The sequence below is a fragment of the Sphingomonas sp. GW821-FHT10C01 genome (assembly GCF_059415525.1).
This window is the reverse complement of sequence record NZ_JBWKNK010000003.1, coordinates 100,825-126,280: the sequence shown is the minus strand read 5'-3', so window position 1 is coordinate 126,280 and position 25,456 is coordinate 100,825. Positions and strand designations below refer to the sequence as shown.

32 protein-coding genes and 2 tRNA genes are annotated in these 25,456 nt (G+C 65.0%); 15 read left to right on the top strand and 19 right to left on the bottom strand.

What is annotated here, in order from left to right; genetic code table 11:
* Positions 1–615, top strand: a complete 615-nt coding sequence (locus AC07M1_RS14610) for a DJ-1/PfpI family protein (RefSeq protein WP_495163356.1) — start codon at positions 1–3, stop codon at positions 613–615.
* Positions 616–720: 105 nt separating this feature from the next.
* Here AC07M1_RS14610 and AC07M1_RS14605 read toward each other — a convergent pair whose 3' ends face one another.
* Positions 721–903, bottom strand: a complete 183-nt coding sequence (locus AC07M1_RS14605) for a hypothetical protein (RefSeq protein ID WP_495163355.1) — start codon at positions 901–903, stop codon at positions 721–723.
* 150 nt (positions 904–1,053) lie between these two features.
* Between AC07M1_RS14605 and AC07M1_RS14600 the strand changes: the two genes are divergently transcribed.
* Positions 1,054–1,626 (top strand): thermonuclease family protein, encoded by a 573-nt coding sequence (locus AC07M1_RS14600; RefSeq protein ID WP_495163354.1) that lies wholly within the window; start codon positions 1,054–1,056, stop codon positions 1,624–1,626.
* A 102-nt stretch (positions 1,627–1,728) separates the two neighbouring features.
* On the opposite strand, the gene AC07M1_RS14595 is transcribed toward AC07M1_RS14600, so the two are convergent.
* From AC07M1_RS14595 to AC07M1_RS14585, 3 genes are all read right to left on the bottom strand, one after another.
* Complete coding sequence (locus tag AC07M1_RS14595) at positions 1,729–2,055, bottom strand: hypothetical protein (protein WP_495163353.1); 327 nt, start codon at positions 2,053–2,055, stop codon at positions 1,729–1,731.
* A 208-nt stretch (positions 2,056–2,263) separates the two neighbouring features.
* A complete protein-coding gene (locus AC07M1_RS14590) occupies positions 2,264–2,905 on the bottom strand; it encodes a dihydrofolate reductase family protein (protein ID WP_495163352.1) in 642 nt (213 codons plus the stop codon).
* A gap of 52 nt (positions 2,906–2,957) precedes the next feature.
* On the bottom strand, positions 2,958–4,481 hold the full coding sequence (locus AC07M1_RS14585; protein ID WP_495163351.1) for a M20/M25/M40 family metallo-hydrolase: 1,524 nt from the start codon (positions 4,479–4,481) through the stop codon (positions 2,958–2,960).
* A 577-nt stretch (positions 4,482–5,058) separates the two neighbouring features.
* On the opposite strand from AC07M1_RS14585, the gene AC07M1_RS14580 reads away from it, so the two are divergent.
* The 6 genes from AC07M1_RS14580 to AC07M1_RS14555 are packed head-to-tail and all read left to right on the top strand — an operon-like array spanning position 5,059 to position 9,010.
* Positions 5,059–6,993, top strand: coding sequence for a ribonucleoside-diphosphate reductase subunit alpha (locus tag AC07M1_RS14580; protein ID WP_495163350.1), 1,935 nt, complete (start codon positions 5,059–5,061; stop codon positions 6,991–6,993).
* A gap of 60 nt (positions 6,994–7,053) precedes the next feature.
* On the top strand, positions 7,054–7,359 hold the full coding sequence (locus AC07M1_RS14575; RefSeq protein WP_495163349.1) for a hypothetical protein: 306 nt from the start codon (positions 7,054–7,056) through the stop codon (positions 7,357–7,359).
* 13 nt (positions 7,360–7,372) lie between these two features.
* On the top strand, positions 7,373–7,564 hold the full coding sequence (locus AC07M1_RS14570; RefSeq protein ID WP_495163348.1) for a hypothetical protein: 192 nt from the start codon (positions 7,373–7,375) through the stop codon (positions 7,562–7,564).
* The gene (locus AC07M1_RS14565; RefSeq protein WP_495163347.1) at positions 7,561–7,758 is read left to right on the top strand and encodes a hypothetical protein; all 198 of its coding nucleotides are present in this window, start codon (positions 7,561–7,563) and stop codon (positions 7,756–7,758) included. The genes AC07M1_RS14570 and AC07M1_RS14565 overlap by 4 nt, the downstream gene beginning before the upstream one ends.
* 4 nt (positions 7,759–7,762) lie before the next feature.
* Positions 7,763–8,815, top strand: a complete 1,053-nt coding sequence (locus tag AC07M1_RS14560; protein WP_495163346.1) for a ribonucleotide-diphosphate reductase subunit beta — start codon at positions 7,763–7,765, stop codon at positions 8,813–8,815.
* Between the two features lie 6 nt (positions 8,816–8,821).
* Positions 8,822–9,010, top strand: coding sequence for a KTSC domain-containing protein (locus AC07M1_RS14555; RefSeq protein ID WP_495163345.1), 189 nt, complete (start codon positions 8,822–8,824; stop codon positions 9,008–9,010).
* 154 nt (positions 9,011–9,164) lie between these two features.
* Here AC07M1_RS14555 and AC07M1_RS14550 read toward each other — a convergent pair whose 3' ends face one another.
* Positions 9,165–9,515 (bottom strand): GIY-YIG nuclease family protein, encoded by a 351-nt coding sequence (locus AC07M1_RS14550; protein WP_495163344.1) that lies wholly within the window; start codon positions 9,513–9,515, stop codon positions 9,165–9,167.
* A 415-nt stretch (positions 9,516–9,930) separates the two neighbouring features.
* Here AC07M1_RS14550 and AC07M1_RS14545 point away from each other — a divergent pair, with 415 nt between their 5' ends.
* The 3 genes from AC07M1_RS14545 to AC07M1_RS14535 all read left to right on the top strand — a co-directional run bounded on the left by AC07M1_RS14545 (position 9,931) and on the right by AC07M1_RS14535 (position 11,214).
* Positions 9,931–10,107 carry a hypothetical protein gene (locus AC07M1_RS14545; protein WP_495163343.1) on the top strand — a complete coding sequence of 59 codons (177 nt, stop codon included), beginning with the start codon at positions 9,931–9,933 and terminating at the stop codon, positions 10,105–10,107.
* Positions 10,108–10,171: 64 nt separating this feature from the next.
* Entirely contained in the window at positions 10,172–10,792 is a 621-nt protein-coding gene (locus AC07M1_RS14540; RefSeq protein ID WP_495163342.1) for a helix-turn-helix domain-containing protein, read from the top strand.
* Positions 10,793–10,848: 56 nt separating this feature from the next.
* Positions 10,849–11,214: a hypothetical protein gene (locus AC07M1_RS14535; RefSeq protein WP_495163341.1), complete on the top strand. Its 366-nt coding sequence runs from the start codon at positions 10,849–10,851 to the stop codon at positions 11,212–11,214.
* Positions 11,215–11,269: 55 nt separating this feature from the next.
* On the opposite strand, the gene AC07M1_RS14530 is transcribed toward AC07M1_RS14535, so the two are convergent.
* The 8 genes from AC07M1_RS14530 to AC07M1_RS14495 form a co-directional block, all read right to left on the bottom strand.
* A complete protein-coding gene (locus tag AC07M1_RS14530; RefSeq protein ID WP_495163340.1) occupies positions 11,270–11,602 on the bottom strand; it encodes a DUF1905 domain-containing protein in 333 nt (110 codons plus the stop codon).
* A gap of 1 nt (position 11,603) precedes the next feature.
* A complete protein-coding gene (locus AC07M1_RS14525) occupies positions 11,604–13,211 on the bottom strand; it encodes a phytoene desaturase family protein (protein WP_495163339.1) in 1,608 nt (535 codons plus the stop codon).
* 9 nt (positions 13,212–13,220) lie between these two features.
* Positions 13,221–14,612: a M20/M25/M40 family metallo-hydrolase gene (locus AC07M1_RS14520; RefSeq protein WP_495163338.1), complete on the bottom strand. Its 1,392-nt coding sequence runs from the start codon at positions 14,610–14,612 to the stop codon at positions 13,221–13,223.
* A 69-nt stretch (positions 14,613–14,681) separates the two neighbouring features.
* Entirely contained in the window at positions 14,682–15,521 is an 840-nt protein-coding gene (gene fghA, locus AC07M1_RS14515; RefSeq protein ID WP_495163337.1) for an S-formylglutathione hydrolase, read from the bottom strand.
* A complete protein-coding gene (gene purU, locus AC07M1_RS14510) occupies positions 15,518–16,399 on the bottom strand; it encodes a formyltetrahydrofolate deformylase (protein WP_495163336.1) in 882 nt (293 codons plus the stop codon). The genes fghA and purU overlap by 4 nt, the downstream gene beginning before the upstream one ends.
* Positions 16,372–16,755 (bottom strand): VOC family protein, encoded by a 384-nt coding sequence (locus AC07M1_RS14505; protein ID WP_495163335.1) that lies wholly within the window; start codon positions 16,753–16,755, stop codon positions 16,372–16,374. The genes purU and AC07M1_RS14505 overlap by 28 nt, the downstream gene beginning before the upstream one ends.
* An 18-nt stretch (positions 16,756–16,773) precedes the next feature.
* Positions 16,774–17,886: an S-(hydroxymethyl)glutathione dehydrogenase/class III alcohol dehydrogenase gene (locus AC07M1_RS14500; protein WP_495163334.1), complete on the bottom strand. Its 1,113-nt coding sequence runs from the start codon at positions 17,884–17,886 to the stop codon at positions 16,774–16,776.
* A gap of 120 nt (positions 17,887–18,006) precedes the next feature.
* Positions 18,007–18,630: a DNA-3-methyladenine glycosylase family protein gene (locus AC07M1_RS14495; RefSeq protein ID WP_495163333.1), complete on the bottom strand. Its 624-nt coding sequence runs from the start codon at positions 18,628–18,630 to the stop codon at positions 18,007–18,009.
* A gap of 78 nt (positions 18,631–18,708) precedes the next feature.
* Here AC07M1_RS14495 and AC07M1_RS14490 point away from each other — a divergent pair, with 78 nt between their 5' ends.
* Positions 18,709–19,026 carry a 2Fe-2S iron-sulfur cluster-binding protein gene (locus tag AC07M1_RS14490; protein ID WP_495163332.1) on the top strand — a complete coding sequence of 106 codons (318 nt, stop codon included), beginning with the start codon at positions 18,709–18,711 and terminating at the stop codon, positions 19,024–19,026.
* Positions 19,027–19,733: 707 nt separating this feature from the next.
* Here the strand turns inward: AC07M1_RS14490 and AC07M1_RS14485 are convergent.
* From AC07M1_RS14485 to rlmB, 3 genes are all read right to left on the bottom strand, one after another.
* Positions 19,734–20,852, bottom strand: coding sequence for a serine hydrolase domain-containing protein (locus AC07M1_RS14485; RefSeq protein ID WP_495163331.1), 1,119 nt, complete (start codon positions 20,850–20,852; stop codon positions 19,734–19,736).
* A gap of 190 nt (positions 20,853–21,042) precedes the next feature.
* Entirely contained in the window at positions 21,043–21,807 is a 765-nt protein-coding gene (locus AC07M1_RS14480) for a hypothetical protein (protein WP_495163330.1), read from the bottom strand.
* Between the two features lie 19 nt (positions 21,808–21,826).
* Complete coding sequence (gene rlmB, locus AC07M1_RS14475) at positions 21,827–22,585, bottom strand: 23S rRNA (guanosine(2251)-2'-O)-methyltransferase RlmB (RefSeq protein WP_495163329.1); 759 nt, start codon at positions 22,583–22,585, stop codon at positions 21,827–21,829.
* 94 nt (positions 22,586–22,679) lie between these two features.
* On the opposite strand from rlmB, the gene AC07M1_RS14470 reads away from it, so the two are divergent.
* A tRNA-Tyr gene (locus AC07M1_RS14470) sits at positions 22,680–22,765 on the top strand.
* A gap of 32 nt (positions 22,766–22,797) precedes the next feature.
* Positions 22,798–22,871, top strand: a tRNA-Gly gene (locus AC07M1_RS14465).
* 26 nt (positions 22,872–22,897) lie between these two features.
* On the opposite strand, the gene AC07M1_RS14460 is transcribed toward AC07M1_RS14465, so the two are convergent.
* The 3 genes from AC07M1_RS14460 to gluQRS form a co-directional block, all read right to left on the bottom strand.
* Positions 22,898–23,467 (bottom strand): cob(I)yrinic acid a,c-diamide adenosyltransferase, encoded by a 570-nt coding sequence (locus AC07M1_RS14460; protein WP_495163328.1) that lies wholly within the window; start codon positions 23,465–23,467, stop codon positions 22,898–22,900.
* Between the two features lie 123 nt (positions 23,468–23,590).
* Complete coding sequence (locus AC07M1_RS14455; RefSeq protein ID WP_495163327.1) at positions 23,591–23,821, bottom strand: twin transmembrane helix small protein; 231 nt, start codon at positions 23,819–23,821, stop codon at positions 23,591–23,593.
* 10 nt (positions 23,822–23,831) lie between these two features.
* Positions 23,832–24,674, bottom strand: coding sequence for a tRNA glutamyl-Q(34) synthetase GluQRS (gene gluQRS / locus AC07M1_RS14450; protein ID WP_495163326.1), 843 nt, complete (start codon positions 24,672–24,674; stop codon positions 23,832–23,834).
* Positions 24,675–24,772: 98 nt separating this feature from the next.
* On the opposite strand from gluQRS, the gene AC07M1_RS14445 reads away from it, so the two are divergent.
* Entirely contained in the window at positions 24,773–25,339 is a 567-nt protein-coding gene (locus AC07M1_RS14445) for an HNH endonuclease (protein ID WP_495163325.1), read from the top strand.
* Positions 25,340–25,456: the final 117 nt, after the last annotated feature.

The following is a 25,456-nucleotide window of genomic DNA, read 5'->3' as shown; positions in this document are numbered from 1 at the left end:
ATGAAGATCGCCGTCCTCACCCTCGAAGGCTATAACGAGCTGGACTCGTTCATCGCCGCCGCGATCCTCAACCGGATGCGGGGCAAGGGCTGGGCGGCGCACATCACCTCACCCACCACGGAAGTGACGTCGATGAACGGCGTCACCGTCCGCGCCCAGCGTGGCCTCGACTTCCTCGAAGAAGCCGATGCCGTGCTGATCGGCAGCGGCATCCGCACCCGCGACCATGCCGTGGACGCCGATCTGCTGTCGGCCATCCGGCTCGATCCCGCACGCCAGCTGATCGGTGCGCAATGCTCGGGTACCTTGCTGCTCGCGAAGCTCGGGCTGGTCGGGAACCTCCCCGCCTGCACCGACGTCACCACCAAGCCCTGGGTGATCGAGGCCGGCGTGAACGTCATCGACGCGCCCTTTATCGCCCATGGCAATGTCGCGACGGCGGGCGGCTGCCTTGCCTCGCAATATCTCGCCGCCTGGATGATCGCTCGCCTCGGCTCGTTGCGGGATGCCGAGGAGGCGATCCACTATGTCGCCCCGGTCGGCGAAAAGGCGGAGTATGTGGACCGGGCGCTGGGGGTGGTGCGCCCGTTCCTGCCGCTCGCGCAGGCGGCATAGTCTCAGGCGACCGGCCAGAGAAAGTACCACCCCGGCAGGGGGCCGGGGTGGCGTAGGAGAGATCCCGACAGGCCCCTGATGGGTGCCTACGAGCCGTGAACCAGCCTATTCCCCCTCAACCTTCCGCTCCACCAGCTGCGTCCGCCGGTGGCAACGATGGCAAAAGGCATAGTCGAACATCTCGGCCAATACCCAGGCCTGCGTCGCTACCTCCCACGCTGCCCATGCCTCACGCGTTACGCCCGGCGTGCCGCAACTCTCGCATACAAAGATGATCCGCTCGCTCACTTGCGCAGCCTTAGCGGCGGATCGCGCCGATTTGGGGATTGTCGGCTCCGAAATGGATCTATCGCCGGTTACTCCGAAATGGCGGCAAGCTGCCCCGCATCCGCGCCGTCCCGAAGGGATTTGATGAGGCATCGCAGCTAGATAGCGGCGATGAATTTCGACAATCGCTGGCACCGGAATCAGGCGCGCCGGCATGGCATGAAACTCGACCGGCGTCCGCGACGCCGCTTCGGCCGTACGGCGCTGGTCACAATGACGTTGGCGGGGATCGTCGGCGGGCTTGGCTGGGCGGCGTATCCGCTGGTGCTGGGGGAGGCGCGTGCCGTAGCCGATGCACCGGCCACGCTATTCGATCGCCGTGCGCCGGGTACGCGTGTCCGCTTCACCCTTTGCCACAGCGGCGGCGGGGCGAATTGCGTCGTCGATGGCGACACCTTCCGCATGGGTGGGGAGAAGATCCGCATCGCCGATATCGACACGCCCGAAACCCACCCCGCCCGCTGCGCGCGGGAGGCGGAGCTGGGCGCGGCGGCCACCAACCGGCTCCACGCGCTGCTCAATTCGGGGGCGGTGTCGCTCGAAACGGTCGGCCGCGATGCCGACCGCTATGGCCGCAAGCTGCGCCTGGTGTCGGTCGACGGCCACGGCGTCGGCGAGGCGCTGGTAACCGAAGGCCTCGCCCGCCCTTACACCGGCGGCTATCGCAAAGGTTGGTGTGATTAAGGGCGGAAGCCGCGTCCACGAGATGCTGTCCGCGCGGTGGCTGCTTCCGCCCACCCGAACCTTCTCGGTCCGGACCCTGTATTTCAGAGTATCAGCGGCGCATCAGCGCGGCGAACGCATCGACACTTCGGTTTCCACGCTCACTCGCCCGGCGGGGATGCGGATGCCGCGCTCGGCCATCTCCTTGCGGAAATCCTTCTCGGCGTCGGCAAGCTCCGCCTCATATTCGGCATAGGCGTCGATCCGGTCGGCCTCGTCATCGGCGCGGGCCAGATCCTTGCGCAGCTCGCGCTTCGCCTCGCTGATCGACGTCTTGTAATCGAGATAATGGCTGTTGCTGTCGTCAAAGACCGGCTTCACGCGATCACGCGCCAACGCCGGGACGGCCAGCATGGTCAGCGCCGCGGCGGTCAGGGTCAGGGTTCGCATCGTTCGTCTCCTCATGTTGCCATGAACCGGGGAGAGGAACGGTTGCCCGACCCGCCCGGTTGCTAATGCAAACGAACGCCGGGGCCGGTTTCTATGAGCGGGGCGGGGCAAGGCGTGGCGGGCAAGGGACGGGTCGAACACGCATGAAAATGACGGCGGCCGCCCCCCTTCATCCGGGGTTCAGCGCGCCGCCGCATTGCTGCCCGAATTAACTCCGCGTCAGCACCATGTGCAGCGCTTGTTCGCCCGGTACGCTTTCGGCGACGCGATAGCCCAAAGCGGGCAGGTCGATCCCCTCGAACAGCGCCTCGCCCTTGCCCAGCAGCGACGGCGCGATCGCCACGTGCATTTCGTCGATCGCGCCCGCCTTCAGATAGTGGCGAACCGTCGCGACCCCGCCGCCGATGCGAATGTCCTGCTCGCCAGCCGCCGCGCGCGCTAGTTCCAGCGCCCGGTCCGGCCCTTCGGTGACGAAGTGGAACACGGTGCCGCCTTCCATCTCCAGCGGCGGCCGGGCGTGGTGGGTCAGCACATAGACCGGGCAGTGATAGGGCGGATTGTCGCCCCACCAGCCCTTCCATTGGTCGTCGGGCCACGGTCCGCGCACCGGCCCGAACATGTTGCGCCCCATCACCCAGGCGCCGAGCCCGGCCATGGATCGTTCGGCAAAGCCGTTGTCGATGCCGTCCTCGCCGCCGTCCTGGCCGGTCATCGCCTTGAAGTACCGGCTTCCGACCAGCCACTGGTGAAAGTTCGCGCCCTTGCCCAGCGGATGTTCCAGGCTCTGCTCGGGCCCGGCGCCATAGCCGTCGGCCGAGATGCTGAATCCGTTGACGCGCACCTTGCTCATGTTCGCTCTCCAAACGCCGCGCGTTGTGCAACGCGCGGCGCGGCCGGATGGGTCAGGCGGTCGCCGCGACCTGATAGAGGAAGTCGACGAAACCGAAGGTCGCGGCGTCCATCCCCATCACCTTGGGGTTGCTGCTCTCGATCACGAAATATTCGTTGGGGGCATGCGCGCCGCTGCCATGGCCGAAGCCGAACTGGCCGGCGGGCAGGTTGAGCGGCGGGCCGGTGAAGATCACGCCCGGCCAGCTCCCCGCGAGGCGCGGATGCAGGGTCGCGGGGACGCCCAGTCGCGCGCAGGTCGCCAGTTCGGCGCGGATCAGTGCACTGTTCTCGTCGGTCTGGGTCGGGCCATAACCGCCGGTGACGTTGATCTCGACATCGGTGAAGCCGCGCTTGTCGAGATGCGCGCGCAGTTTCGCGAGCGTATCGTCCTTGGTCATGTCGGGCACCAGCCGCATCTCGATCTTGGCGGTCGCCTTGCCCGGCAGCACGGTCTTGCCGCCCGGGCCCATATAGCCCGACACCAGCCCCTGGATGTTGACCGTCGGCACCTGCGCCAGCCGCACCATCGACTCTTCCCAGCTCATGTCGTCGATCCAGCGTGAGACGCCGAGCTGCTTCTTGGCGTCCTCCTCGCGTGTGTTGGCGGCGGTCTGGGCGATCAGCTGCCGCTGTCGCGCCGTCAGTGGTTGCACCTTCTCCTGGATGCCGTCGATGACGACGGTGTTGCCGTCCTTCGACACGAGGGTGGAGAGTGCCGCGACCAGCCGCCAGGGCGGGCTGTCGACGCGTGCCTTCTCGCTTGAATGGATGTCGCCCTTGGGTCCGCGGCCCCATTTCTCGCCCGATACGGTCAGCTCGAACTCGACCGCGCCCTTGGCGCCCAGCGCCAGTGTGACGCCACCCGTCGCCGGACTCTGCCAGCCGGTCGGGATGATCACGCCGACGGTCTTCTTGAGCGCGGCGGCAACCTGCGGGGCCGTGACGATCTCGTGGAAATTGGGGGAGGCGATCTCCTCCTCGCCCTCGGCGATCAGCACCAGATTGACCGGCAGCTTGCGCCCCGCCGTCTTCATCGCGTGCAGTGCCGCCAGGAAGGTCGCCTGCGGCCCCTTCTGGTTCACCGCCCCGCGGCCCATCACCACCTTGCCGAAGCCGGGCTTGTCGACCAGCCGTGCCTCCAGCGGCGGGTTCTCCCACTCCGCCGGGTCGAACTGCTTGACGTCGTACATGAAGTAGATGCCCAGCGTCTTCTTGGCGCCCGCGTCCAGCGTCGCGAACACGCCCGGCTTGCCCTTGGACGGGACGATCTCGGCGTGCTGAAAGCCGGCGTCGAGCGCCAGCTGCTTCATATGGTTGGGGCCTTCGGGGTAACCGCGATCCTCGGCGGCGATCGAGGGGAGGCGGATCCAGTCCTGCAGCCGCTTGAGCGCCGCGTCGTGATTGGCGGCGATCGCCTTTTTCACGTCGCTCATCGGGTCGGCCGCCAGCGCCGCGCCGGGTGCGGTCAGCGCCGCGCCCGCCGCCGCGGCCTTGAGCATCGCGCGCCGACCGATCGTGCCATTGGTATTATGCATCTCTCGCCCCTTTTATGTTGGTTTTGCGTCAGCCTAACGGGACGCGGGCGAACCGCAATCGCTCCTTGGTCCTGAACGGGGGTTCGGCATGCGATTCGCAGCCATTGGCCGCCACCGCGTCCGCAAGCCGATCGTTTCGGCGCGCTGCCCCGCGACGCGGACGGCTTCTACCCAATATGTTGTGTCAGATTCCTGTGGATGAATCGGTGCATGAAATTTTTGTGAGTTCCGCCTTCGTTCTCTTGCATTCTGAAAAGGCGAGGAAGGTCCGCGCGTCGCGTACGATGGAACGTGGTTATGCACCGATGAACCGACTCAAATCGGCGACGAACCGAGTCTTCAAACTTTCATTTACGGTCTTGCCTCCAACGCCGATCTGCCACAATCTCTAGTGGTCACACAGGGGGACAAACCCAAGCACTGGTGGAACGCCACCCGCGAACCCATATTCGCGGCAGGGTCTGCTGCGTGCCGGGAGGGACGGATGGACATCTTTTGTTCTCACGTCCGTGCGCGCGGTGCTACCATCGCCAGCCGCCCCCGAGTCGTGATCTGGACGGTTTAGGGGCGAGCGACGATGGACTTCAGGGAACAGCAGGAAGCAAGCGTGAGTGAGACCGTGACCGATACCGCAGAAGCAATTCCCGAGACCAAGGCAGCGCCGGAAAAGGCGGCGGCCAAGGTCAAGAAGCGGCTCGACACCAAGTCGGTCGCGCCGCACATCTTCCCGGTCGAGGTCGATCATTCGCGCGACGCGCTGCTCACCGAATTCGGCAAGGAAACGCTCAAGGACCGCTATCTGCTGCCCGGCGAGAATTTCCAGGACCTCTTCGTCCGCGTCGCCTCGGCCTATGCTGACGACGCCGCGCACGCCCAGCGCATCTACGACTATATCTCGAAGCTGTGGTTCATGCCCGCCACGCCGGTTCTGTCGAACGGCGGCACCGGTCGCGGTCTGCCCATCTCCTGCTTCCTCAACTCGGTGCCCGACAGCCTCAACGGCATCGTCGACACCTGGAACGAGAATGTCTGGCTCGCCTCGCGCGGCGGCGGCATCGGCACCTATTGGGGCAATGTCCGCGGCATCGGCGAGCCGGTCGGCCTCAACGGTAAGACGTCGGGCATCATCCCGTTCGTCCGCGTGATGGATTCGCTGACCCTCGCGATCTCGCAGGGCAGCCTGCGTCGCGGTTCGGCCGCCTGCTATCTCGACATCTCGCACCCTGAGATCGAGGAATTCCTGGAAATCCGGAAGCCCTCGGGCGACTTCAACCGCAAGGCGCTGAACCTGCACCACGGCGTGCTGATCCCCGACGCCTTCATGGAAGCCGTGCGCAACGGCGAGGAATGGACGCTGCGCTCGCCCAAGGACGGGTCTGAGCGCGGCCAGGTCAATGCGCGCGCGCTGTTCCAGAAGCTGGTCGAGACCCGCCTCGCGACCGGCGAGCCGTACATCGTGTTCGCCGATCACGTGAACAACAACATGCCCAAGCATCACCGCGATCTGGGCCTCAAGGTTTCGACCTCGAACCTCTGCAGCGAGATCACCCTGCCGACCGGCAAGGACCATCTCGGCAACGAACGCACCGCGGTGTGCTGCCTGTCCTCGCTCAACCTCGAGACGTGGGACGAGTGGAAGGGCGAGAAGGGCTTCGTTGAGGACGTCATGCGTTTCCTCGACAACGTCCTGCAGGACTATATCGACCGTGCCGAGCCGGGCATGGAGAAGGCGGCCTATTCGGCGGCGCGCGAGCGCTCGGTCGGCCTTGGCGTGATGGGCTTCCATTCGTTCCTTCAGGCGCGCGGGCTTCCGTTCGAAGGCGCGATGGCCAAGACGCATAACCTGCGCATCTTCAAGCACATCAAGGCGCAGGTCGACGAAGCGTCGATGCAGCTCGCGGTCGAGCGCGGGCCGTGCCCCGATGCCGCCGACATGGGCGTGATGGAGCGCTTCAGCTGCAAGATGGCGATCGCGCCGACCGCGTCGATCTCGATCATCTGCGGCGGCACCAGCGCTTGCATCGAGCCGATCCCGGCCAACATCTACACCCACAAGACGCTGTCGGGTTCGTTCTCGGTCAAGAACCCCTATCTCGAGAAGATCTTCATCGAGAAGTCGAAGAACTCGGACAATGTCTGGAACTCGATCCTCGAGCGCGGCGGCTCGGTCCAGCATCTCGACTTCCTGAGCCAGGAAGAGAAGGACTGCTACAAGACCAGCTTCGAGATCGACCAGCGCTGGCTGCTCGAACTCGCCGGCGACCGCGCGCCGTACATCGATCAGGCGCAGTCGCTGAACCTGTTCATCCCGGCCGATGTCGAGAAGTGGGATCTGCTGATGCTCCACTTCCGCGCCTGGGAACTGGGCATCAAGTCGCTCTACTATCTCCGCTCCAAGTCGGTGCAGCGCGCCGGCTTCGCGGGCGGGGTCGAGGCCGACAACACCATCGACGCGCCGCAGTTCAACCTCGGCGAGAGCACCGATTACGATGAGTGCCTGGCTTGCCAGTAAGCGCCCGCACGCGCTGAGCGCCTTCTTCCCGGCGGGGAGAAGGCAGATGGAGACCGTCCCATGACCCGATCCCTCCGCCTTCTCCCGCTCGGGGCGTTCGTCCTGCTTGCCGCCTGCGCGCAGCAGGTGTCGACCGCGGTGGAGCCCGGCTCGCCCGGCTTCCTGCTCGGCCTGTGGCACGGCTTCATCTTCCCGGTCGCCTGGGTGCTGTCGCTCTTCATGCCCGACGTCGCGGTCTATGCCGTGCCCAACAATGGCGGCTGGTATGATTTCGGCTTTTTCCTCGGCATCTGCGTGTTCGGCGTCGGCGCCAATCGCGGCAAGAAGGTCGTGGTGCGAGAGAAGGTGATCATCCGCGAGCCATGACGAGCCTTTTGTCATGACAAGGGCGCTCGCCCTTCAGGCCGGGATCGGCATCGTCAGCGGCGTCGCGGGCCTCGTCCTGCTGCGCCGCCGCGCCGCCACGCCAGAGGGCGTCTACGCCACGCGCATCGCCGGCATGATGCTGGTCGCGCTCTGCCTGTTCCTCACCGGCTTCGCGCTGGTGTTCAGCATCGCGAGCGCGGCATGACTTGGCATCTCATCCTTGCCGGTCTCACCGGCAGCATCCTCATCGCCCATGGTATCGATATCGCATTCATCCATCGCGATCCTCCTCCGACAGCACGGATCGCCACCCGTCAGAGCCGACGCGTCACGGGGATCGTCGTTATTCTTATCGCGCTCGCCAATATCGCTGTGAATTTTCCTAGTTTCCCGGAGTAATCCAATGCCTCTTCTCGAAGCCCGCAAGACCTACAAACCCTTCGAATATCCCTGGGCGTTCGAGTTCTGGAAGCGTCAGCAGCAGATCCACTGGCTGCCCGAAGAGGTGCCGCTGGGCGAGGATTGCCGCGACTGGGCGCAAAAGCTGACCGATCACGAGCGCAATCTGCTGACGCAAATCTTCCGCTTCTTCACCCAGGCCGATGTCGAGGTGCAGGATTGCTACCACGAGAAATATGGCCGCGTGTTCAAGCCGACCGAGATCAAGATGATGCTCGCCTCCTTCTCCAACATGGAGACGGTGCACATCGCGGCCTACAGCCACCTGCTCGACACGATCGGCATGCCCGAGAGCGAGTATGGCATGTTCCTCGAATATTCGGAGATGAAGGACAAGCACGACTATCTCCAGAAGTTCGGCGTCGACAATGACGAGGACATCGCCAAGACGCTGGCCATGTTCGGCGGCTTCACCGAGGGGCTTCAGCTCTTCGCGTCGTTCGCGATGCTGATGAACTTCCCGCGCTTCAACAAGATGAAGGGCATGGGCCAGATCGTCTCCTGGTCGGTCCGCGACGAGAGCCTGCACTGCGAAGGCATCACCCGCCTGTTCCACGCCTTCACCAAGGAGCGCGACTGCCTGACCAAGGCGGTGAAGGACGACATCATGGACGTCTGCCAGACGACCGTGCGGCTCGAGGACGCGTTCATCGACCTCGCGTTCGAACAGGGCCCGGTCCCCGGCATGACGCCCAAGGAGATCAAGAAGTATATCCGCTTCATCGCCGACTGGCGTTTGAACCAGCTCGGCCTCAAGCCGATCTACATGATCGACGAACACCCGCTCCCCTGGCTCACCCCGCTGCTCAACGGCGTCGAGCACGCCAACTTCTTCGAAACGCGCGCGACCGAGTACTCGAAGGGCGCGACCAAGGGGAACTGGAACGAAGTGTGGGATTCGTTCGACAAGCGCCAGAAGGCGAAGGTCGTTCCGGCGGCGAACGAAGACGCTGCCGGTGAGGGCGGGCTGTTCGATGGGACGGTGGCTGCGGAATAGGTGCATATGCCGTATCTCAACTCATCCGCTATTGCCCGTGTTGAGTACGACAAATCTTCTATGCAGCTGGACATCTTGTTTCGCGATACCGGACTCTATATTTATTATGGAGTTCCGGAGTCAATTTACCTAGGATTGATCTCCGCTGCATCGGCGGGCCGATACTTTAATGACTATATTAAGGACCGGTACTAAGTCATTTGTTAGAGAAGTGTGCGGATTGGCGTTGGCTTCACTTCAGTGGTCATGCGCGTATCGAGGCTTGCTTGAGCCATCGCGTCGCCACGAGATCCAGTATCTATTTAGCATCTGTTTGCGGTTGCAGGCCGAAAACTGAAATAGTAGCTCGTCACCCCGGCCTTGTGCCGGGGTCCACTTCGCCCCGCGTCACCGCCGCCAGCGGTTCCAGCCCCAACCCCACCGCCAGGTCGTTCCACATCGGGTTCTCGCGCTCGATCAGGTTGCGCTTCCACTCGCGGCGGTAGCGCTTGACCTGTTTCTCACGCGCGATCGCGGCCTCCATCGTATCGGCGGCTTCGAACCACACCAGCCGGTGCACGCCATAGCGCTTCGTGAAGCCGCCGAGCGTTCCCTCGCGATGCTGGCTCACCCGGCCGATCAAATTGGAGGTCACGCCGACATAGAGCGTGCCGTTATAGCCACTGGCGAGGATGTAGACGCAGGGGAGGCGCTCTCTCATCGGCCGCAAGGGCTGCCGCCCGGTGGACCCCGGCACAAGGCCGGGGTGACGGGCTTGGGTTCGGAACGGATGCTTCTCCGCTTCACCCGACCTGCTTCGTCATCGCCAACCGCCGTGATCCCGACCCAAGCCGGCAGCATCCCGCACCCGGACTGCCCTCACTCACACCCTTCGTCATCCCGGCCTTGTGCCGGGATCCACTTCGTCCCTCGCAATGCCGCCGAGGCTCCCGTCCCACCCCTGCGGCCGCGCATCTCGCAGCGCCGCCCGCACGCATCGCGTCCTCACCACCCAGACCCAACCCGCCGCGCACTCCCTCCAAAACGCACCAAATCTGATCCAAAACGGACCCACTCCGCCGATACACGCGCTCGATCCCGCTAACCTCGGGCCTCAACAATGCGGGGCCGTCCTCATGCGCATCACCTTCGCCTGCGACAGCTGCGGCAGCAAGCTGGTCACCCGTGACGCCTGGGCGGAGTGGGATGAGGAGAAGCAGCAATGGGTGCTGCGCGCCGCGTTCGACTATGTCTTCTGCCACGGCTGCAGGCGCGAGGCGAAGCTTGCGGAACGGACGCTGATACCGAACTGAGGCATTTTCCTACACGAACCAATTAGGTTAAATGTATCGACTTCTCTAACCAAAGGAGTCGACCATGAAACACGATCATCCCACGCCCGGCACCATCGACGACCCGTTCGAAACCTACACCCCGATCCCGCTGCGCGCCCGCCACGACGGCTGGACCGCGGAGCGCCAGCGTGCCTTCCTGCGCGCGCTCGCCGATACCGGCTGCATCAGCGAGGCCGCGCACCTCACCGGCATCACGCCGCGTTCGGCCTATCGCCTGCGCCACCATCCCGAGGGCAGGGGCTTCGCCGCCGCCTGGGATCGCGCGCTTCAGCTCGCCGCCGCGCGGCTGATGACCACGGCCTATGAGCGCGCGCTCAAGGGCGGCATTCGCGAGATGTGGCGGAATGGCAAGATCGTCGCCGAGGTGCGCGAGCCGTCGGACCGATTGCTGGTGTGGCTGCTCAACCGCTTCGCCGCGACCTATCACCACCCGACCGGCGCGCATTGGCAGAGCGTGATGAACTGGAGCACCACCGCAGGCACGGGTCTCGACGCCACGCTCGACTCCCTCGCCGACAGCGCCGTTCCCGCCGATCCGCTCACCCCGGTCCATTATCAGGCGCCACCCATCGGCGATGGCCGCGAAGCCCTGGCCCCTCCGTTCGACGAGGACGATTACGACTATGCCGAGGACGACGAATGAAGCAGCATGGCCGGGGCGTCGGCGTCGGTCGGCCGGAATGGAGGGGGAGCCGTCACATGATCGAACGGATCTGCTGGATCGCGCTGGGCTTGGTTCACGCGATGCCCGCTTTGGCCTTCTTCAGACCCGCGCTCATCTCGCGGCTCTATGGCGTCGGTGCCGGGACGGACAATTTCACCCTGCTGCATCATCGCGCCGCTTTGTTCCTGGTGGTCGTCGTCGTCTGTGTCTGGGCGGCGTTCCGCCCGGAAGTGCGTCAGCTTGCCAGCATCGCCGTCGGGATCAGCATGGCGTCCTTCGTCGTGATCTGGTGGTTGTCGGGTATGCCCCCCGCGCTCAAGACCATCGCGATGGCCGACATGCTCGGCCTGCCGGTCCTGCTCTATGTGACGTGGCATGCGTTCTGGAGCGGGGCGACCTGACTCGCGCGCGCGTAGGAGCGTGACTTTTGGGACTTTCGGGCGGCTCTGACGCCGCTTAGAGCCACAGCTCGACGGTCACCGTGTCGCCCTCGTTCACCCCGGCGGCCTTGCGTATCGCGGCCTTGACCGGGATCAGATAGCCGCCGCTGGTCTTGTGCGGAAAGGCGGAGGTTTCGAAGGGGGCGCCGTCGACGCTCGCCCGGATGCGGACCGATCCGAACCCGCGTGTCCCGCCCAGCGCGCGCCGCTCGAACCCCAGCGCGCGGATCGCATCTGCCGCTTCGCCGGTGATGGTCACGAAATACCAGCTGGCCTTGGCCGGCGGCTCGGGCGTCCACCGCCACAGCTCGGCCTCGATCTCGAACGAAGGATCGCCGTCATGGGACATGCTAGCGCCGCAGCCACCGCCCGATCAGCGAGCGGTCGCGCAAAATCTCCTTGGCGGCGTTATGCCCCGGCGCCCCGGTCACGCCACCGCCCGGATGCGTGCCCGCGCCGCACATATAGAGGCCATGGATCGGCCCGTGATAATCGCCATGCCCCAGCACCGGCCGCGCCGCCCACAGCTGGTCCAGCGACATGCGCCCGTGGAAGATGTCGCCGTCGACCAGCCCGAACTTGCGCTCCAGGTCGGTGGGCGAATGGATCTGCCGGGCGATGACCGAGTCCCGGAAATTGGGGGCATGTTCGGTCAGCGTGTCGATGATGTCGTCGGCGGCCGTCTCGCGCTCGTCGTCCCAGCTGCGGCCATTGGGCAGGGTCGGCGCGAAATGCTGGCAGAACAGGCTGGCGACATGCGCGCCCGGTGGGGCGAGGCTGTCGTCGATCAGCGAGGGGATGGTCATCTCCACCACCGGCGCGTTCGACCAGCCGTACGTCACCGCGTCGGCATGCGCGCGGTCCATATAGTCCATGGTCGGCGCGATGATGATCCCGCTGCGGTGGTGCTCCCCGTCCTTCCCCGGCAGCACGGTGAAGTCCGGCAGTTCGGATAGCGCCACGTTCATGCGGAAGCTGCCCGATCCGGTCTTGAACCCCGCGATCCGCCGCCGGAAATCGTCGTCCAGATCGCTGGCGTCGATCATCTGCCGGTACAGCAAGGCCGGCCCGACATTGGCCACGACCAGCTTCGCCGCGATCTCCTCGCCGCTCGCCAGCCGTACGCCGGCGACCTTGCCGCCATCGACAAGGACGCGCTCGACCGGCGCCTCCAGGCTGATCTCGACCCCGGCTTCCCGCGCGGCATCGGCCATATATCCGGTGATCGCGCCCATGCCCCCGATAGGATGGCCCCAGGCGCCCTTCTTGCCGTTCACCTCGCCAAAGACGTGGTGCAGCAGCACATATGCCGATCCCGGCGCCGACGGCCCGGCGAAGTTGCCGACCACCGCGTCGAACGCGAACGCGGCCTTCACATGCTCGTTCTCGAACCACTGGTCGAGGAACTCGCGCGCCGACTGGACGAACAAAGCCAGCGCGTCGCGCTGCCCCGCGATCGGCATCTTGGCCAGCTCGCGGCCCTGCGCGGCGGCGGCGAGCAGCGCCGCGATGCCGCCGCCGGCATTGGGCGGGGTCTTGAGCGCCATCGACCGCAGCATGTCCGCGACCCGCTCCAGCGCCGTCTCATATCCGGCGAGCGCGGCGGCATCCCTTTCCGAGAAGCGCGCAAACTCCGCCCGCGTCCGCTCCGCCCCGCCACCGAGGATCAGATGCCCGTCCTCGAGCGGGAAGAAGTTGCTGACCGGCCGCTCGATGACGCGGTACCCGCGCTCGGCCAGCCTCATGTCGGCGATGACCCTGGGCTGGAGGAGGCTGACCGTGTAGCTCGCCGCCGAATTGCGGAATCCGGGGTGGAATTCCTCGGTCACCGCCGCGCCGCCCACCACTGCGCGTCGCTCCAGCACCCGTACCTTCAGCCCCGCTCTGGCGAGGTAGAAGGCGCAGACCAGGCCGTTATGGCCCCCGCCGATGATCAGCGCGTCGTAGCGGGCGGTCACCTCAGCGGGTCACTTGGACAGCTCGGCCACCACCCGCCGGAAATAGGTGACGGCCGGCGCCAGCTCGCTCAGCGGCGTGCGTTCGTTGAGGCCATGGGCGAACTGGTCGGACTGTTTCATGAAGATCGGCGCGATGCCGTAGCTCGGCACGCCGCGCCCCCGGAAATGCATCGAATCGGTCGCCCCCGACGACATGCTCGGAATGACCTTCACCGTGGGGAAGCGGGCATGGATGCCGTCGGCCACGGCCTTCATCACATCGGCCCGCAGCGGCGATGCGGGGCCGGGCTTGCCGCCGCTGTCGTCCTTGACGATCGTCAGGCTCGGCTCGGCCGCAACCTCCTTGAGCCTGGCCTGGATGCTCTCGATCGAATTGCCGGGGAAGATGCGGCAGTTGATGTTGGCGGTGGCGCGCTGGGGCAGGGCGTTCTGGGCGTGCCCGGCATTGACCATCGTCGGCACGCACGTCGTGCCGATCTGGCCGACCAGCCCGTAATTGGCGCGCAGCACCTTGAGCGCGGCCTCGTCCTGCGGATTGGCCAGGAAGGCGCGGATCGCCGCGGCGTCCTCGGGCTTGGCGGTCTCCGCCGCGACGGCGAGCGAGGCCTTGGTGATCTCGTTCACCTCGGGCGCAAACTTGTAATTGCCGATCCGCTCGAGGGCACGGGAGAGGGTGACGATCGCATTCACCGGGCGCGGTGCGCTCGAATGGCCGCCGGGATCGGTGACGGTCAGGGTAAAGTCGGCATAGGTCTTCTCCGCCGCCTGCAGCCCGTAATATTCGGCCTTGCCCTCGGGCGAGTAACGTCCGCCGCCGGCATCGATGTTGAGCAGCAGCTCAAGGCCGGTATATTTCTCTGCCAGCGCGGCAGTGGTCTTCATCTCGGTTTCCTCGTCGCCCGATCCCATGAAGACGATGTCGCGCTTGGGCTTGAACCCGTCCTTCTTGAGCTGGATCAGCGCGGCGACCATCGCCGACACGCTGAACTTGTTGTCGGTCGAGCCGCGGCCGAAGATATAGCCATTCTCGATCACCGGGGTGAACGGGTCGCGCTCCCAGTCCTTGGGATCGGCGGCGACGACGTCCATATGGCCGATGATCCCGACCGGCTTGAGCGCGCCGGGCTTGGCGGTGCCGCGATAGCGGGCGATCAGCATCGCGGTGTCACCCATCCGCTCGACCGTCACGTCCTCCGCCGCGAAGCCGCCCGCGACCAGCGCGTCGCGCAGATAGTTGGCGTATTCGGGCGTCTGGTTGCCGGGGCCTTCGACGGTGCGAAACGCGATCGCCCGCTTGAGCAGCTCCAGCGCTTGTGCGTCCGCCTCGGGCGCCGTCTTCTGTGCATGGGCGACACCCGCCGCCGCTACCGTCATCGCCAACACCGCAATCATCGAACGCATACGCTATCCCCTCGCTACTTTGCGCGCAGGCTAGAGGGGCGCGAGCGGATCAGCAATGCGGGTCAGGCATCATTTCAGCCGTTGCGCGTGCCAGGCGACATGGTCAGGCAGGAAGGACGAGATGAAATAATAGCTGTGGTCGTAACCGGGCTGCATGCGCAGCGTCAGATCGATTCCCGCCGCCTTGCACGCTTTCTCGAGCAACTGGGGCTTGAGCTGGTCGGTCAGGAAGGCGTCGCCATCGCCCTGATCGACCAGCAATTCGGGCACTTTCAGACCATCCTCGATCATCGCGCAGGCATCATAGGCGCGCCAATCCTCGCGATTGTCGCCGAGATAGCCGGTCAGCGCCTTCTCGCCCCATGCGCATTGGCTCGGCGCGCAGATCGGGGCGAAGGCACTTACCGAGCGGAACCGGTCGGGGTTGCGCAGGCCGATGGTCAGCGCGCCATGCCCGCCCATCGAATGGCCGGTGATCCCCTGCCGCGAAAGGTCGGCCTGCGGGAATTCGCGCAGGATCAGCGCGGGCAGCTCGTCCTCGATGTACGACCGCATCCGGAAGTTCGCCGACCACGGTTTCCGCGTCGCATCGACATAGAAGCCCGCGCCCTTGCCGAAATCATAGCCCTCGTCATCGGGCACATCGTCGCCGCGGGGCGAGGTGTCCGGTGCGATGAAGATCACGCCATGCTCGGCGCAGGCGGCGCGATATTCGCCCTTTTCGGTGACATTGGCGTGGGTGCAGGTGAGGCCGGAGAGATACCACAGCACCGGCAGCTTCGCGCCCGCTTCATGGTCGGGGATGAAGACCGAAAAGGTCATCGGCGTGCCGGTGGCCGTGCTCGCGTGACGATACACGCCCTGGGTGCCGCCATGGGCCTTGCTGGTCGAAAGCGTTTCGAGGGTCATCTGAACACCAAAGTCCGGTTGCCGTTGAGGAACAGGCGACGTTCGCCCAGCGCATCGACGGCGCGGGCCAGTACCTGCGCTTCGATATCGCGGCCGATGCGGATGAGGTCGTCGACGCTGTCGCGATGGTCGACCCGCTCCACCGCCTGCTCGATGATCGGCCCCTCATCGAGGTCGCTGGTCACGAAATGCGCGGTGGCGCCGATCAGTTTGACGCCGCGCTCATGCGCGCGATGATAGGGTTTCGCGCCCTTGAAGCCGGGCAGGAAGCTGTGGTGGATGTTGACGCACCGCCCCGCCAGCCGGTCCGCGAATTCGGGGGTGAGCACCTGCATGTAGCGGGCAAGGATCAGGTAGGGCGCCCCAGCTGCTGCCATGACCGCCTCGATCGCCCCTTCCTGCTCCGCGTTGCCGCCCTCGCCGACGGGCACGTGGTGATAGGGCACGCCATGCCATTCGGTCAGGCTGCGGAGCTTGTCGTGGTTGGAGACGACCGCGACGATCTGCGCCGACAGCGTCCCCGATTGCTGGCGGTGGAGCAGGTCGTTGAGGCAGTGCGACCCCTTCGACACCGCGACCACCAGCTTCGGCTTCTCATCCGATGCCGACAGTCCCCAGTCGAGCCCGAACTCGTCCGCGACTGGCGCGAACGCCGCGACCAGCGCCTCGCGGTCTCGCGGGAATCCGGTCCCGCCGGCCGTGAAGACGACGCGCATGAAGAAGTGCGCCGTCTCCAGATCGGCATATTGCTGGCTGTCGAGGATGAAGCCGTCATTCCGTGCCAGGAATCCGGTCACCCCCGCGACGATCCCCACCCGGTCCACGCAGGTGAGGGTGAGGATCCATTCGCTCACGCAGGCATCCGGAACATGGCGCATACCTTGTTCCCCGCCGGATCGCGTAGATACGCCAGATACAGCTTGCCGAATGCGCCCTCGCGCACGCCGGGCGGGTCTTCGATCGCGGTCCCGCCATGTGCCAGCCCTGCGGCGTGCCAGGCATCGATCGTCGTCGGATCGGCAGCCGCAAAGCCGACCGTGCCGCCATTGGCGTGGCAGGCCGGTTCGCCGTCGATCGGCGTGCTCAACATGAAGACCCCGCCATTATGCATGTAGAAGGCGCGACCCTTGGGATCGACGCGGCCGGGCTGGGCACCCAACACGCCGAGCGTGGCGTCATAGAACGCCTTGGATTCCTCGACGTTGTTCGCGCCGAGCATAACGTGACTGAACATGGCTCCTCTCCCTTATGGTCAATAGACGACGACGCTGCGGATGCTCTCGCCCGCGTGCATCAGGTCGAACCCCTTGTTGATCTCCTCGAGGCTCAGGACATGGGTGATCATCGGGTCGATCGCGATCTTCCCGTTCATATACCAGTCGACGATCTTGGGAACGTCGGTCCGGCCCTTGGCGCCGCCGAACGCGGTACCCTTCCATACCCGGCCGGTGACGAGTTGGAAGGGGCGGGTGGCGATCTCCTTGCCCGCTTCGGCCACGCCGATGATAATGCTCTCGCCCCAGCCGCGGTGACAGCATTCGAGGGCTGTACGCATCACCTCGGTATTGCCGGTCGCGTCGAAGCTGTAGTCGGCGCCGCCATCGGTCAGCACCAGCACTTCCGCGATCACTTCCTCACGGCTCTTGCCCTTGCCGTTGATGAAATGGGTCATGCCGAACTTGCGGCCCCATTCCTCGCGGTCGGGGTTGATGTCCACGCCGACGATCACGTCCGCGCCCACCATCTTCGCGCCCTGAATGACGTTGAGGCCGATGCCGCCCAGCCCGAACACCACGACCGTCTCGCCCACCTGTACCTTGGCGGTGTTGACCACCGCTCCGACACCGGTTGTGACGCCGCAGCCGATGTAGCAGCTGGTCTGGAACGGCGCGTCCTCACGGATCTTCGCCAGCGCGATTTCGGGCAGCACGGTGAAGTTCGAGAAGGTCGAGCAGCCCATATAGTGGAAGATCGGCTGGCCCTTGTAGCTGAAGCGCGTGGTGCCATCGGGCATCAGCCCCTTGCCCTGGGTAGCGCGGATCGCGGTGCACAGGTTGGTCTTGCCCGACAGGCACGACTTACACTGGCGACATTCGGGCGTGTAGAGCGGGATGACATGGTCGCCCGGCTTCACGCTGGTAACGCCGGCGCCGACCTCGCGGACGATGCCCGCGCCCTCATGTCCGAGCACGGACGGGAAGATGCCCTCGCTGTCGAACCCGTCGAGCGTATAGGCGTCGGTGTGGCAGATGCCCGTAGCCATGATCTCGACCAGCACCTCGCCGGGCTTGGGCCCTTCCAGATCGAGCTCGACGATCTCGAGCGGCTTCTTCGCCTCAAAGGCGACGGCGGCGCGGGTCTTCATGGGGTCAGGCCTCCTTGCTGTCCCGCGCTCTTTGGCAAGGGACGCAGCAACGCGCCAGCCCCCCAGCGATTTCAAGGCAGCTGGAACAGCTGCCGACTCGGAAATCGCGTCAAAGGAAGATCAGATGACGTCCATGTCGGCCTTATAGTGGTGCCAGGCCAGGATCGCCGCGGCGCCGCGATGCGGGCTCCAGGGTTCGGCGATCTCTCGCGTCAGCTTCTCGGATGGCCGTTCGGCATGGCCCATGATCCGCCCGACCTCGATCTGGACGGCAAGGTCTCCGGCGGGCCAGATATCGGGGCGGCCCTCGGCGAAGAGCAGGTAGATTTCCGCCGACCAGCGGCCAATGCCCTTGATCCGGATCAGCTGCGCGATCGCTTCCTCGTCATCGGCGGGAAGCGCGCCAAGGTCGAGCCGCCCGCTCGTCACCTCGTCGGCCAGGCTGCGGGCATAGCTCGCCTTCTGCCGCGAAAGACCCGCCGCGCGCAGTTCATCGTCGCTCGCTGCCGCGACGATCTCCGGGCTGGTCAGGTCACCCAACGCGGCGCCGAGCTTGGTCCAGATCGAGGCCGCCGCCGCGACGCTAACCTGCTGGCCGACGATGGTGCGCAGCAGCGTCTCATAACCGCGGTCGCGGATGCGCGGTTCGGGATAGCCGACGCGATCGACTGCGACGGCGATGAGGGGTTCGGACGCCGCAAGCGTATCGAGCGAGGTGCGAAGCTGTTCGGCGCTCAGGCCCATCAGGTGAAACCTTTGAAGAGGGAAACTTGAAAGCCGGGGCGTTCCCCGGCATTGGCGCGACATAGACAGGAGAATCCGATGCCCAAGCTTATCGTCGTCACGCGTGAAGGAGAAGAACGCGAGGTCGAGGGCGAAGTGGGCCTGAGCGTCATGGAAGTGATCCGGGACAATGGGTTCGACGAGCTGCTCGCACTGTGCGGCGGCTGTTGCTCGTGCGCGACCTGCCACGTCCATGTCGATCCGGAGTTTGCGGGCAAACTGACGCCGATGAGCGAGGACGAGAACGACCTGCTCGACAGCTCGTCCGACCGCAACGAGACCTCGCGCCTGTCCTGCCAGATCCAGTTCACCAGCGCGCTCGACGGCCTCAAGGTGACGATCGCCGCCGAGGATTGACCCCGGGCGCCGCGTAGAGGGCAGGGCAACCTTCCCATCAGCCGTCATCCCGGCCTTGTGCCGGGATCCACGCTGCCATCGGCTATGCGACGGAGCCTCTTGCTCCCAGCTGGCCTCCCGCTGGGTACCGGCACAAGGCCGGGATGACGGAGAGCGACAGGACGCTAGCCTAGAATTTTCGTGCTCCGGGTTCGGCCACCAGCTGATACTGATCCTGCCAAATCACATGACCCGGGTCACGGGTAGTGAGAATATCGACATGGACGCCGCAGGCTTCCAAGACCAGCTTCAGCTGGTGCATTTGCCGGATGTGTTCCGTAGCAATCGGTTTGAACCATGACAGACCCGGCTGTCCGCGCCCTTTCCAGCCCCCGCGCGAGAACTGGCTGGGAACTGTCAGATTCTTTTGAACCAGCCGTAGATTTCACCAAGCTGGCTCAAGGCCCAAGACGGCGCAAAATCACAGTCTCTCGCCTCGTCCAGCGCTTGAAATAGACCAAGGCGCTGACGTTGCGATTCAACCAACTGATAGCATACGAAACGAATGTATATGCGGTCGGATTTAGCCATGGGCTCTGCAAAAGCTCTTACCGGATCGTGGCCTTTCTAACTTCGCTCTTGGAAACTGCCAGTCGGCTTTCCGCCCGGCAGCATCCGCTGCCCCTCAGGGCAGCGGCGCGACCATAACCGGCGCGATCGCCGTGTCCTTACTTCGCTGCGGCCATATCCGGAATGTACAGCGCGGCGATCTTGTCGGCGAACTTCTCGGGGGCTCCCCCCATCAGGTTCGTCAGGATGACAACCGTCAGATCGTCCTTGGGATAGATGAACACGGTTGCGCGTGCGCCGCCGGTGAGCGTGATCGGGGCATGTTCGGCGCGCCGGATCGACGGCCAGCCCAGGCCATAGCCGTTGATGGTGGCATTCAGTCCGCGGATGGATCCATCCGCCAGCACCTGCGGCTTCCACAGCTGCTCAACGCTGTTCTTGTCGACTAGCTTCAGCTTCTGCACCGCGATCGCCCACTTCGCCAGGTCGGCGGAAGTCGTGTGTATGCCGCCGGCGGGGAACATATAGTCGCGCCACGGCTCGTGACGCACGAACGGCACCTTGCTGCGTTCCACGCCGACGGTCTTCATGTCTTCGACCCGCAGCGTGACATGGGTATAGAGCTGGGCCACATGCGGCTGGACATTGGCGGCGCCGGCAAAGCCGGTCTGCTTCAAGCCGACCGGGTTGAACTGCCGAGCGCGCACGAAGTCGGCATAGGTCTTCCCGGTGATCTTCTCGACGATCTTCCCGAACACGACATAGTTAGTCTGGGTGTACTCGAATTTCGTCCCCGGCGTGAACTTCAGGGGCAGTTCCTGCACCTTCGCCCAGGCGGCATCGGGCTCGGCGCCATCGCGGGTCCGCAGATTGTCGTCCACGATCTCGGGCAGGCCGGAAACATGGGTAAGAAGCTGCCGGACGGTAATGCCCTTCCAGGCTTCGGGAAGTCCGTCGAGATAGGTTGTGAACGGGGCGTCGAGATCGAGCTTGCCGGCCTCGACCAACTGCATCGCCGCCACACCGGCGAATGCCTTGCTGATCGAATTGATCGCGAAGGTCGTCTGCTTGGTGACGGGCGTTGCGGCCTCGGCATTCGCTTGGCCATAGGCCCCAGTGAACACGATCTTCCCGCGCTGGACGACCGTCAGCTGAGCCCCGGGGATGCCGCGGGCGGCCATCTCGCTCTGGACCAGGCGTTCGATCGCAACGGCCTTATCTTCCGCCTTCGCGACGGCCTGGGGGCGCGCATTCGCGCTGCCGCCAACGACACTCATGACCGCAATCGCGCCGATTGCGGCAGAAAATCTATTCAGCATTGTTCGGGTGATCCACGGATTAAGATGTGTGACTGCGTATCGCATATCGACCCATCGTTACGGGAGCAACTATTCCCGGAGGATCACGGAAAAGGACGTATTCCGCGTAACTTATCGCTATCCCATCGTGGACTTGTGCCGATCGGCCTCAGGGCAGCGGCGCGACCCTGACCACCGCCATCGGCGCGTCCTTGCTGAGCGGAGTCGCCTTCCAGGTCACCGTCTTTCGGCCACCGGCGCTCGTCGCGCCATCTTCGTTATTCTGGCTCACCAACTCGCCGTCGGTGATCAGGGTGAAGACACCGTCGAGCTTGGCCTTGCTGTCGTCGCCCTTGCCCTTGGCGGGCGAATCATCGTCGCCGAATGCGGGCGCCTTGATGCGGACCTGATCGCGCCCGCGCATTTCGATCACCACGAACGGAAAGATCACCTCGGCGTCGAGATTATAGGGCCACAGGAAATTATGGGTGAGCTTGCCGCTGATCTGATAGTCGATCAGGAACACGCCCTTGCCCTTGTAGACGACCGATCGATAGCCGGCTTCCTTGGTCAGCGCCTCGCCGATCGCCTTGAACTTGGCTTCCTTCTTGGCCTCGTTGGCGGCGGAATCCGCTTCCTCGACGGGCTCTTCCTTGTTGCCTGGGGTTTTCGCCTGCCACGCCGCTGGCCGCAGCATCGCGGTGTCGCTGGTTTCCTTCTTGTCTTCGTCCTTGTCCTTGAACGCGTCGCCCATGCCCTTCGCCATTTCGCTGGCGAGATCTACGGCGATGACTTCGCCCTGATAGCTGAAGGTGAAGCTGCGGTCGGCGAGGAGGGTGAGCGACGAGGTGAACTTGCCCGGGCTGAACGCGCAGCCGATCAGTACCAGCGGCGCGAGTAGTGCCAGGGTCAGGCCCTTGATCCGTCCGAACATCACCATTCCTCCTTCGGGCTCAGCGAGAGATCGCGGCGTAGAGCGCGATCGCCGCGGCGTTCGATACGTTCAGGCTCTCGACTCTGGGAGAGATCGGCAGCCGTGCAAGCTCGTCGCAATGCTGCGCGGTATTATGACGCATCCCTTCGCCCTCGGCGCCCAGCACCAGCGCGGGGCGGGTGTCGCCCATCACTTCGGCGAGCGTGCCCTTGGCCTCGCCCGCCAGACCGATCCGCCAGAAGCCCGCCTCGCCGATCTCGTCCAGCGCGCGGGCGAGATTGACCACGCGCACCCACGGCACGATCTCAAGCGCCCCGGATGCCGAGCGCGCCAGCGTCCCCGATTCGGGCGGTGTATGCCGGTCATGCGTCACGATACCCAGCGCATCGAACGCCGCGGCCGATCGCAGAATCGCGCCGACATTATGCGGGTCGGTGACATGGTCGAGCACCAGCAACGGCCGCCGATCGTCGGCGCCCTGTTCCAGCAGGTCGCCCAGCCAGATATCCTCAAGCGGATCGACTTCGATCACCACGCCCTGATGTGGCGCATCGCTCGGCACCATCCGGGCAAGGTCGGCGACGTCGGCATAAGTGATCGGGAGTACCGGCGGCAGATCGAGCGCGCCCAGCGCCTCACGCGTGCCCCATACCTTGCGTACGGTCCGTTCCGGGTTCGCCAGCGCCGCGGTCACGGCATGGCGGCCCCAGAAACGGGGGCGATTGCTGTTGCCCGAATTGCCCGATGGGCGATGCCCGCGTCGTGATCCTCTATTCATCGAAAGACGCTAGGCGGCACAATTCTCCCGCGCAAGGCGTTGACAGGGGCGGCGTGCTTCGGCAATGGGCCGCACTCGCTTCGGCGTGCCGCATGGAAGGGTGGCCGAGTGGTTAAAGGCAGCAGACTGTAAATCTGCCCGCGTGAGCGTACACTGGTTCGAATCCAGTCCCTTCCACCATCTCCCCTAGCGGGATATGCTGCGCTTCATGGGCGGGTATAGCACAATGGTAGTGCAGCAGCCTTCCAAGCTGAATACGCGGGTTCGATTCCCGCTACCCGCTCCAACCCCTTCCCGAGAAAATTCCGGAACTTAACGGTTCGCGCCCGGCTTCCACAGCACGTCACCGCCGCGGTTGATGTTCGCCGCGCGCGCCAGCACGAACAGTAGGTCCGACAGGCGGTTGAGATAGGCCAGCGCCTGCGGGTTCAGTGAAACCTCGCGCGATGCCGCAACGGCGGTGCGTTCGGCCCGGCGCGTGATCGCGCGGGCAAGATGGATCGCCGCCGCACGCTCCGATCCGCCGGGCAGGATGAAGCTGCGCAGCGGTTCCAGCTTGGCATTGGCTTCATCGATCGCGGCTTCGATCCGCGTTACCTGCGCCGCCACGATGCGCAGCGTCATCTCGTTCGGTGTGAAATCCTCGCCCGGCGTCGCCAGATCGGCACCCAGGTCGAACAGGTCGTTCTGCACGCTCTCCAGCAGGTCGGCGGGATAGCCGCCGCCGATCGCCGCGATCGCGACCCCGATCGCGCTGTTCGCCTCGTCGACATCGCCGATCGCCGCCATGCGCGGATCGTTCTTGGTGACGCGCGATCCATCGACGAGCCCCGTGGTGCCGTCGTCGCCGGTGCGAGTGTAGATCTTATTGAGCTTGACCATGCGCCTTCGTCATCCCGGACTGGTTCCGGGATTCACCGAGCCACACGCAATGCGGCTGCGGCCCCGGACGAGACCGTTTGCAGCACGGTGGACCCCGGCACAAGGCCGGGATGACGGCTCAATTCAGCTGTTGCTCGCCATGATCAGCAGCAATGCGACGATCGCGATCGCGATGCCCTGGAACAGGATGCGCTGCTGCATCATCCGGTTCGACTTGAGCGCCGAGGTGCTCGGACCGCTGCCCTCCTTCAAATCCGCCTCGGTGACGCGGAGGAAGGTGATGATCCCGCGGACCAGCGCGACCACGGTCGCGATCATCGCCGCGATCAGGAGCAGGATGAGGAAAAGTTTCATGGATGTGACTTTAGGCCTTTGCCGCTGCGAATCCAATCGGGAGTTCGCCCCGGCGCAGCACATCCGCCAGCGCCTGCCCGTCCTCTCCCGCTTCGCGCAGCGCGGCGAGGGTGGGGGCGCCATGTCGCTTGGCCAGCCGCTCACCGTCCGCTCCGGTCAACAGCGCGTGGTGGTGATAGCGTGGCACAGGCTGGCCGAGCAGCGCCTGAAGCAGCCGGTGGACATGGGTCGCGGCGAACAGATCCTCGCCGCGCACGATATCGGTGACGCCCTGCGCGGCGTCGTCGATCGTGACCGCGAGATGATAGGAGGCGGGCGCATCCTTGCGCGCGAGCACGACATCGCCATGTGACACGGGGTCGGCTTCGACCATGCCTCGTCCCGAATCCTCGAAGGTCAGCGTATAGGCGATCGAGGCGACCGCCTTCGCCATGTCGATCCGCCAGCAATGCGGCCGCGACAGATCTGGCGCCTCCAGCCCGCGGCACGTGCCGGGATAGAGGGCGCCCTCCGGCCCATGCGGCGCGCTGGTGCTCGCGGCGATATCGGCGCGGGTGCAGAAGCAGGGGTAGAGCAATCCTGCCAGCTTCAGCCGTTCCAGTGCCGCTTCGTACAGCTCCAGCCGTTGCGACTGGAACACGACCTCGCCATCCCAGCTCAGCCCCAGCCATGCCAGATCGCGCAAAATCGTCTCGACATGCTCCGGCCGGCTGCGCGTTCCGTCGATATCCTCGATCCGCAGCAGGAAGCGTCCACCATGCTCCCGCGCGAAGTCGTGCGCGCGGATCGCCGAGAAAGCGTGGCCCAAATGCAACCGTCCGGTGGGACTTGGCGCGAAACGCGTGACAATCATGAACGCGGCTCTTGACCGCGAGTCGCGGCATATGTTGTCATGACGGCGTAACGCTTCGTGGCGAGAGGCGGATAGGCGTAACGGGCACGAGGGGGACCATGTACCATCCCGATCTGATCCGCCATCCCGACGGGTGTCCCGCCCTTGTGCTCAATGCCGATTATACCCCGCTCTCTTATTATCCGCTGAGCGTGTGGCCCTGGCAGACGGCGATCAAGGCGGTGTTTCTCGAACGGGTCGATATCGTCAGCCATTATGAGCGGGAGGTGCGCAGCCCCACCGCGGCGATCAAGCTGCCGTCGGTGATCGCGCTCAAGCAATATGTGAAGCCGTCGCAATTCCCGGCCTTCACCCGCTTCAACCTGTTCCTGCGCGACAAGTTCGAATGCCAATATTGCGGCAGCCCGCGCGATCTGACCTTCGACCATGTCATTCCGCGCGCGCAGGGCGGGCGAACGACATGGGAGAATGTCGCGACCGCCTGTGCGCCGTGCAACCTGCGCAAGGGTGGGCGCACGCCACGACAGGCGGCGATGCCGCTGCACGTCGCGCCGATCCGGCCGACCAGCTGGCATCTGCAGGAGCATGGGCGCCGCTTCCCGCCCAACCATCTTCACGAAACCTGGCACGACTGGCTCTATTGGGATGTCGAGCTCGAAGCTTGAACTCTCCCCTCCCGTCAACCCGGACTTGTTCCGGGGGCCACCTGTCGGCAAGATCAGTCATAAAGGCTCTCGTGCTGTGCTCGGGGGCGCCGTAGACCCCGGCGCAAGGCCGGGGTG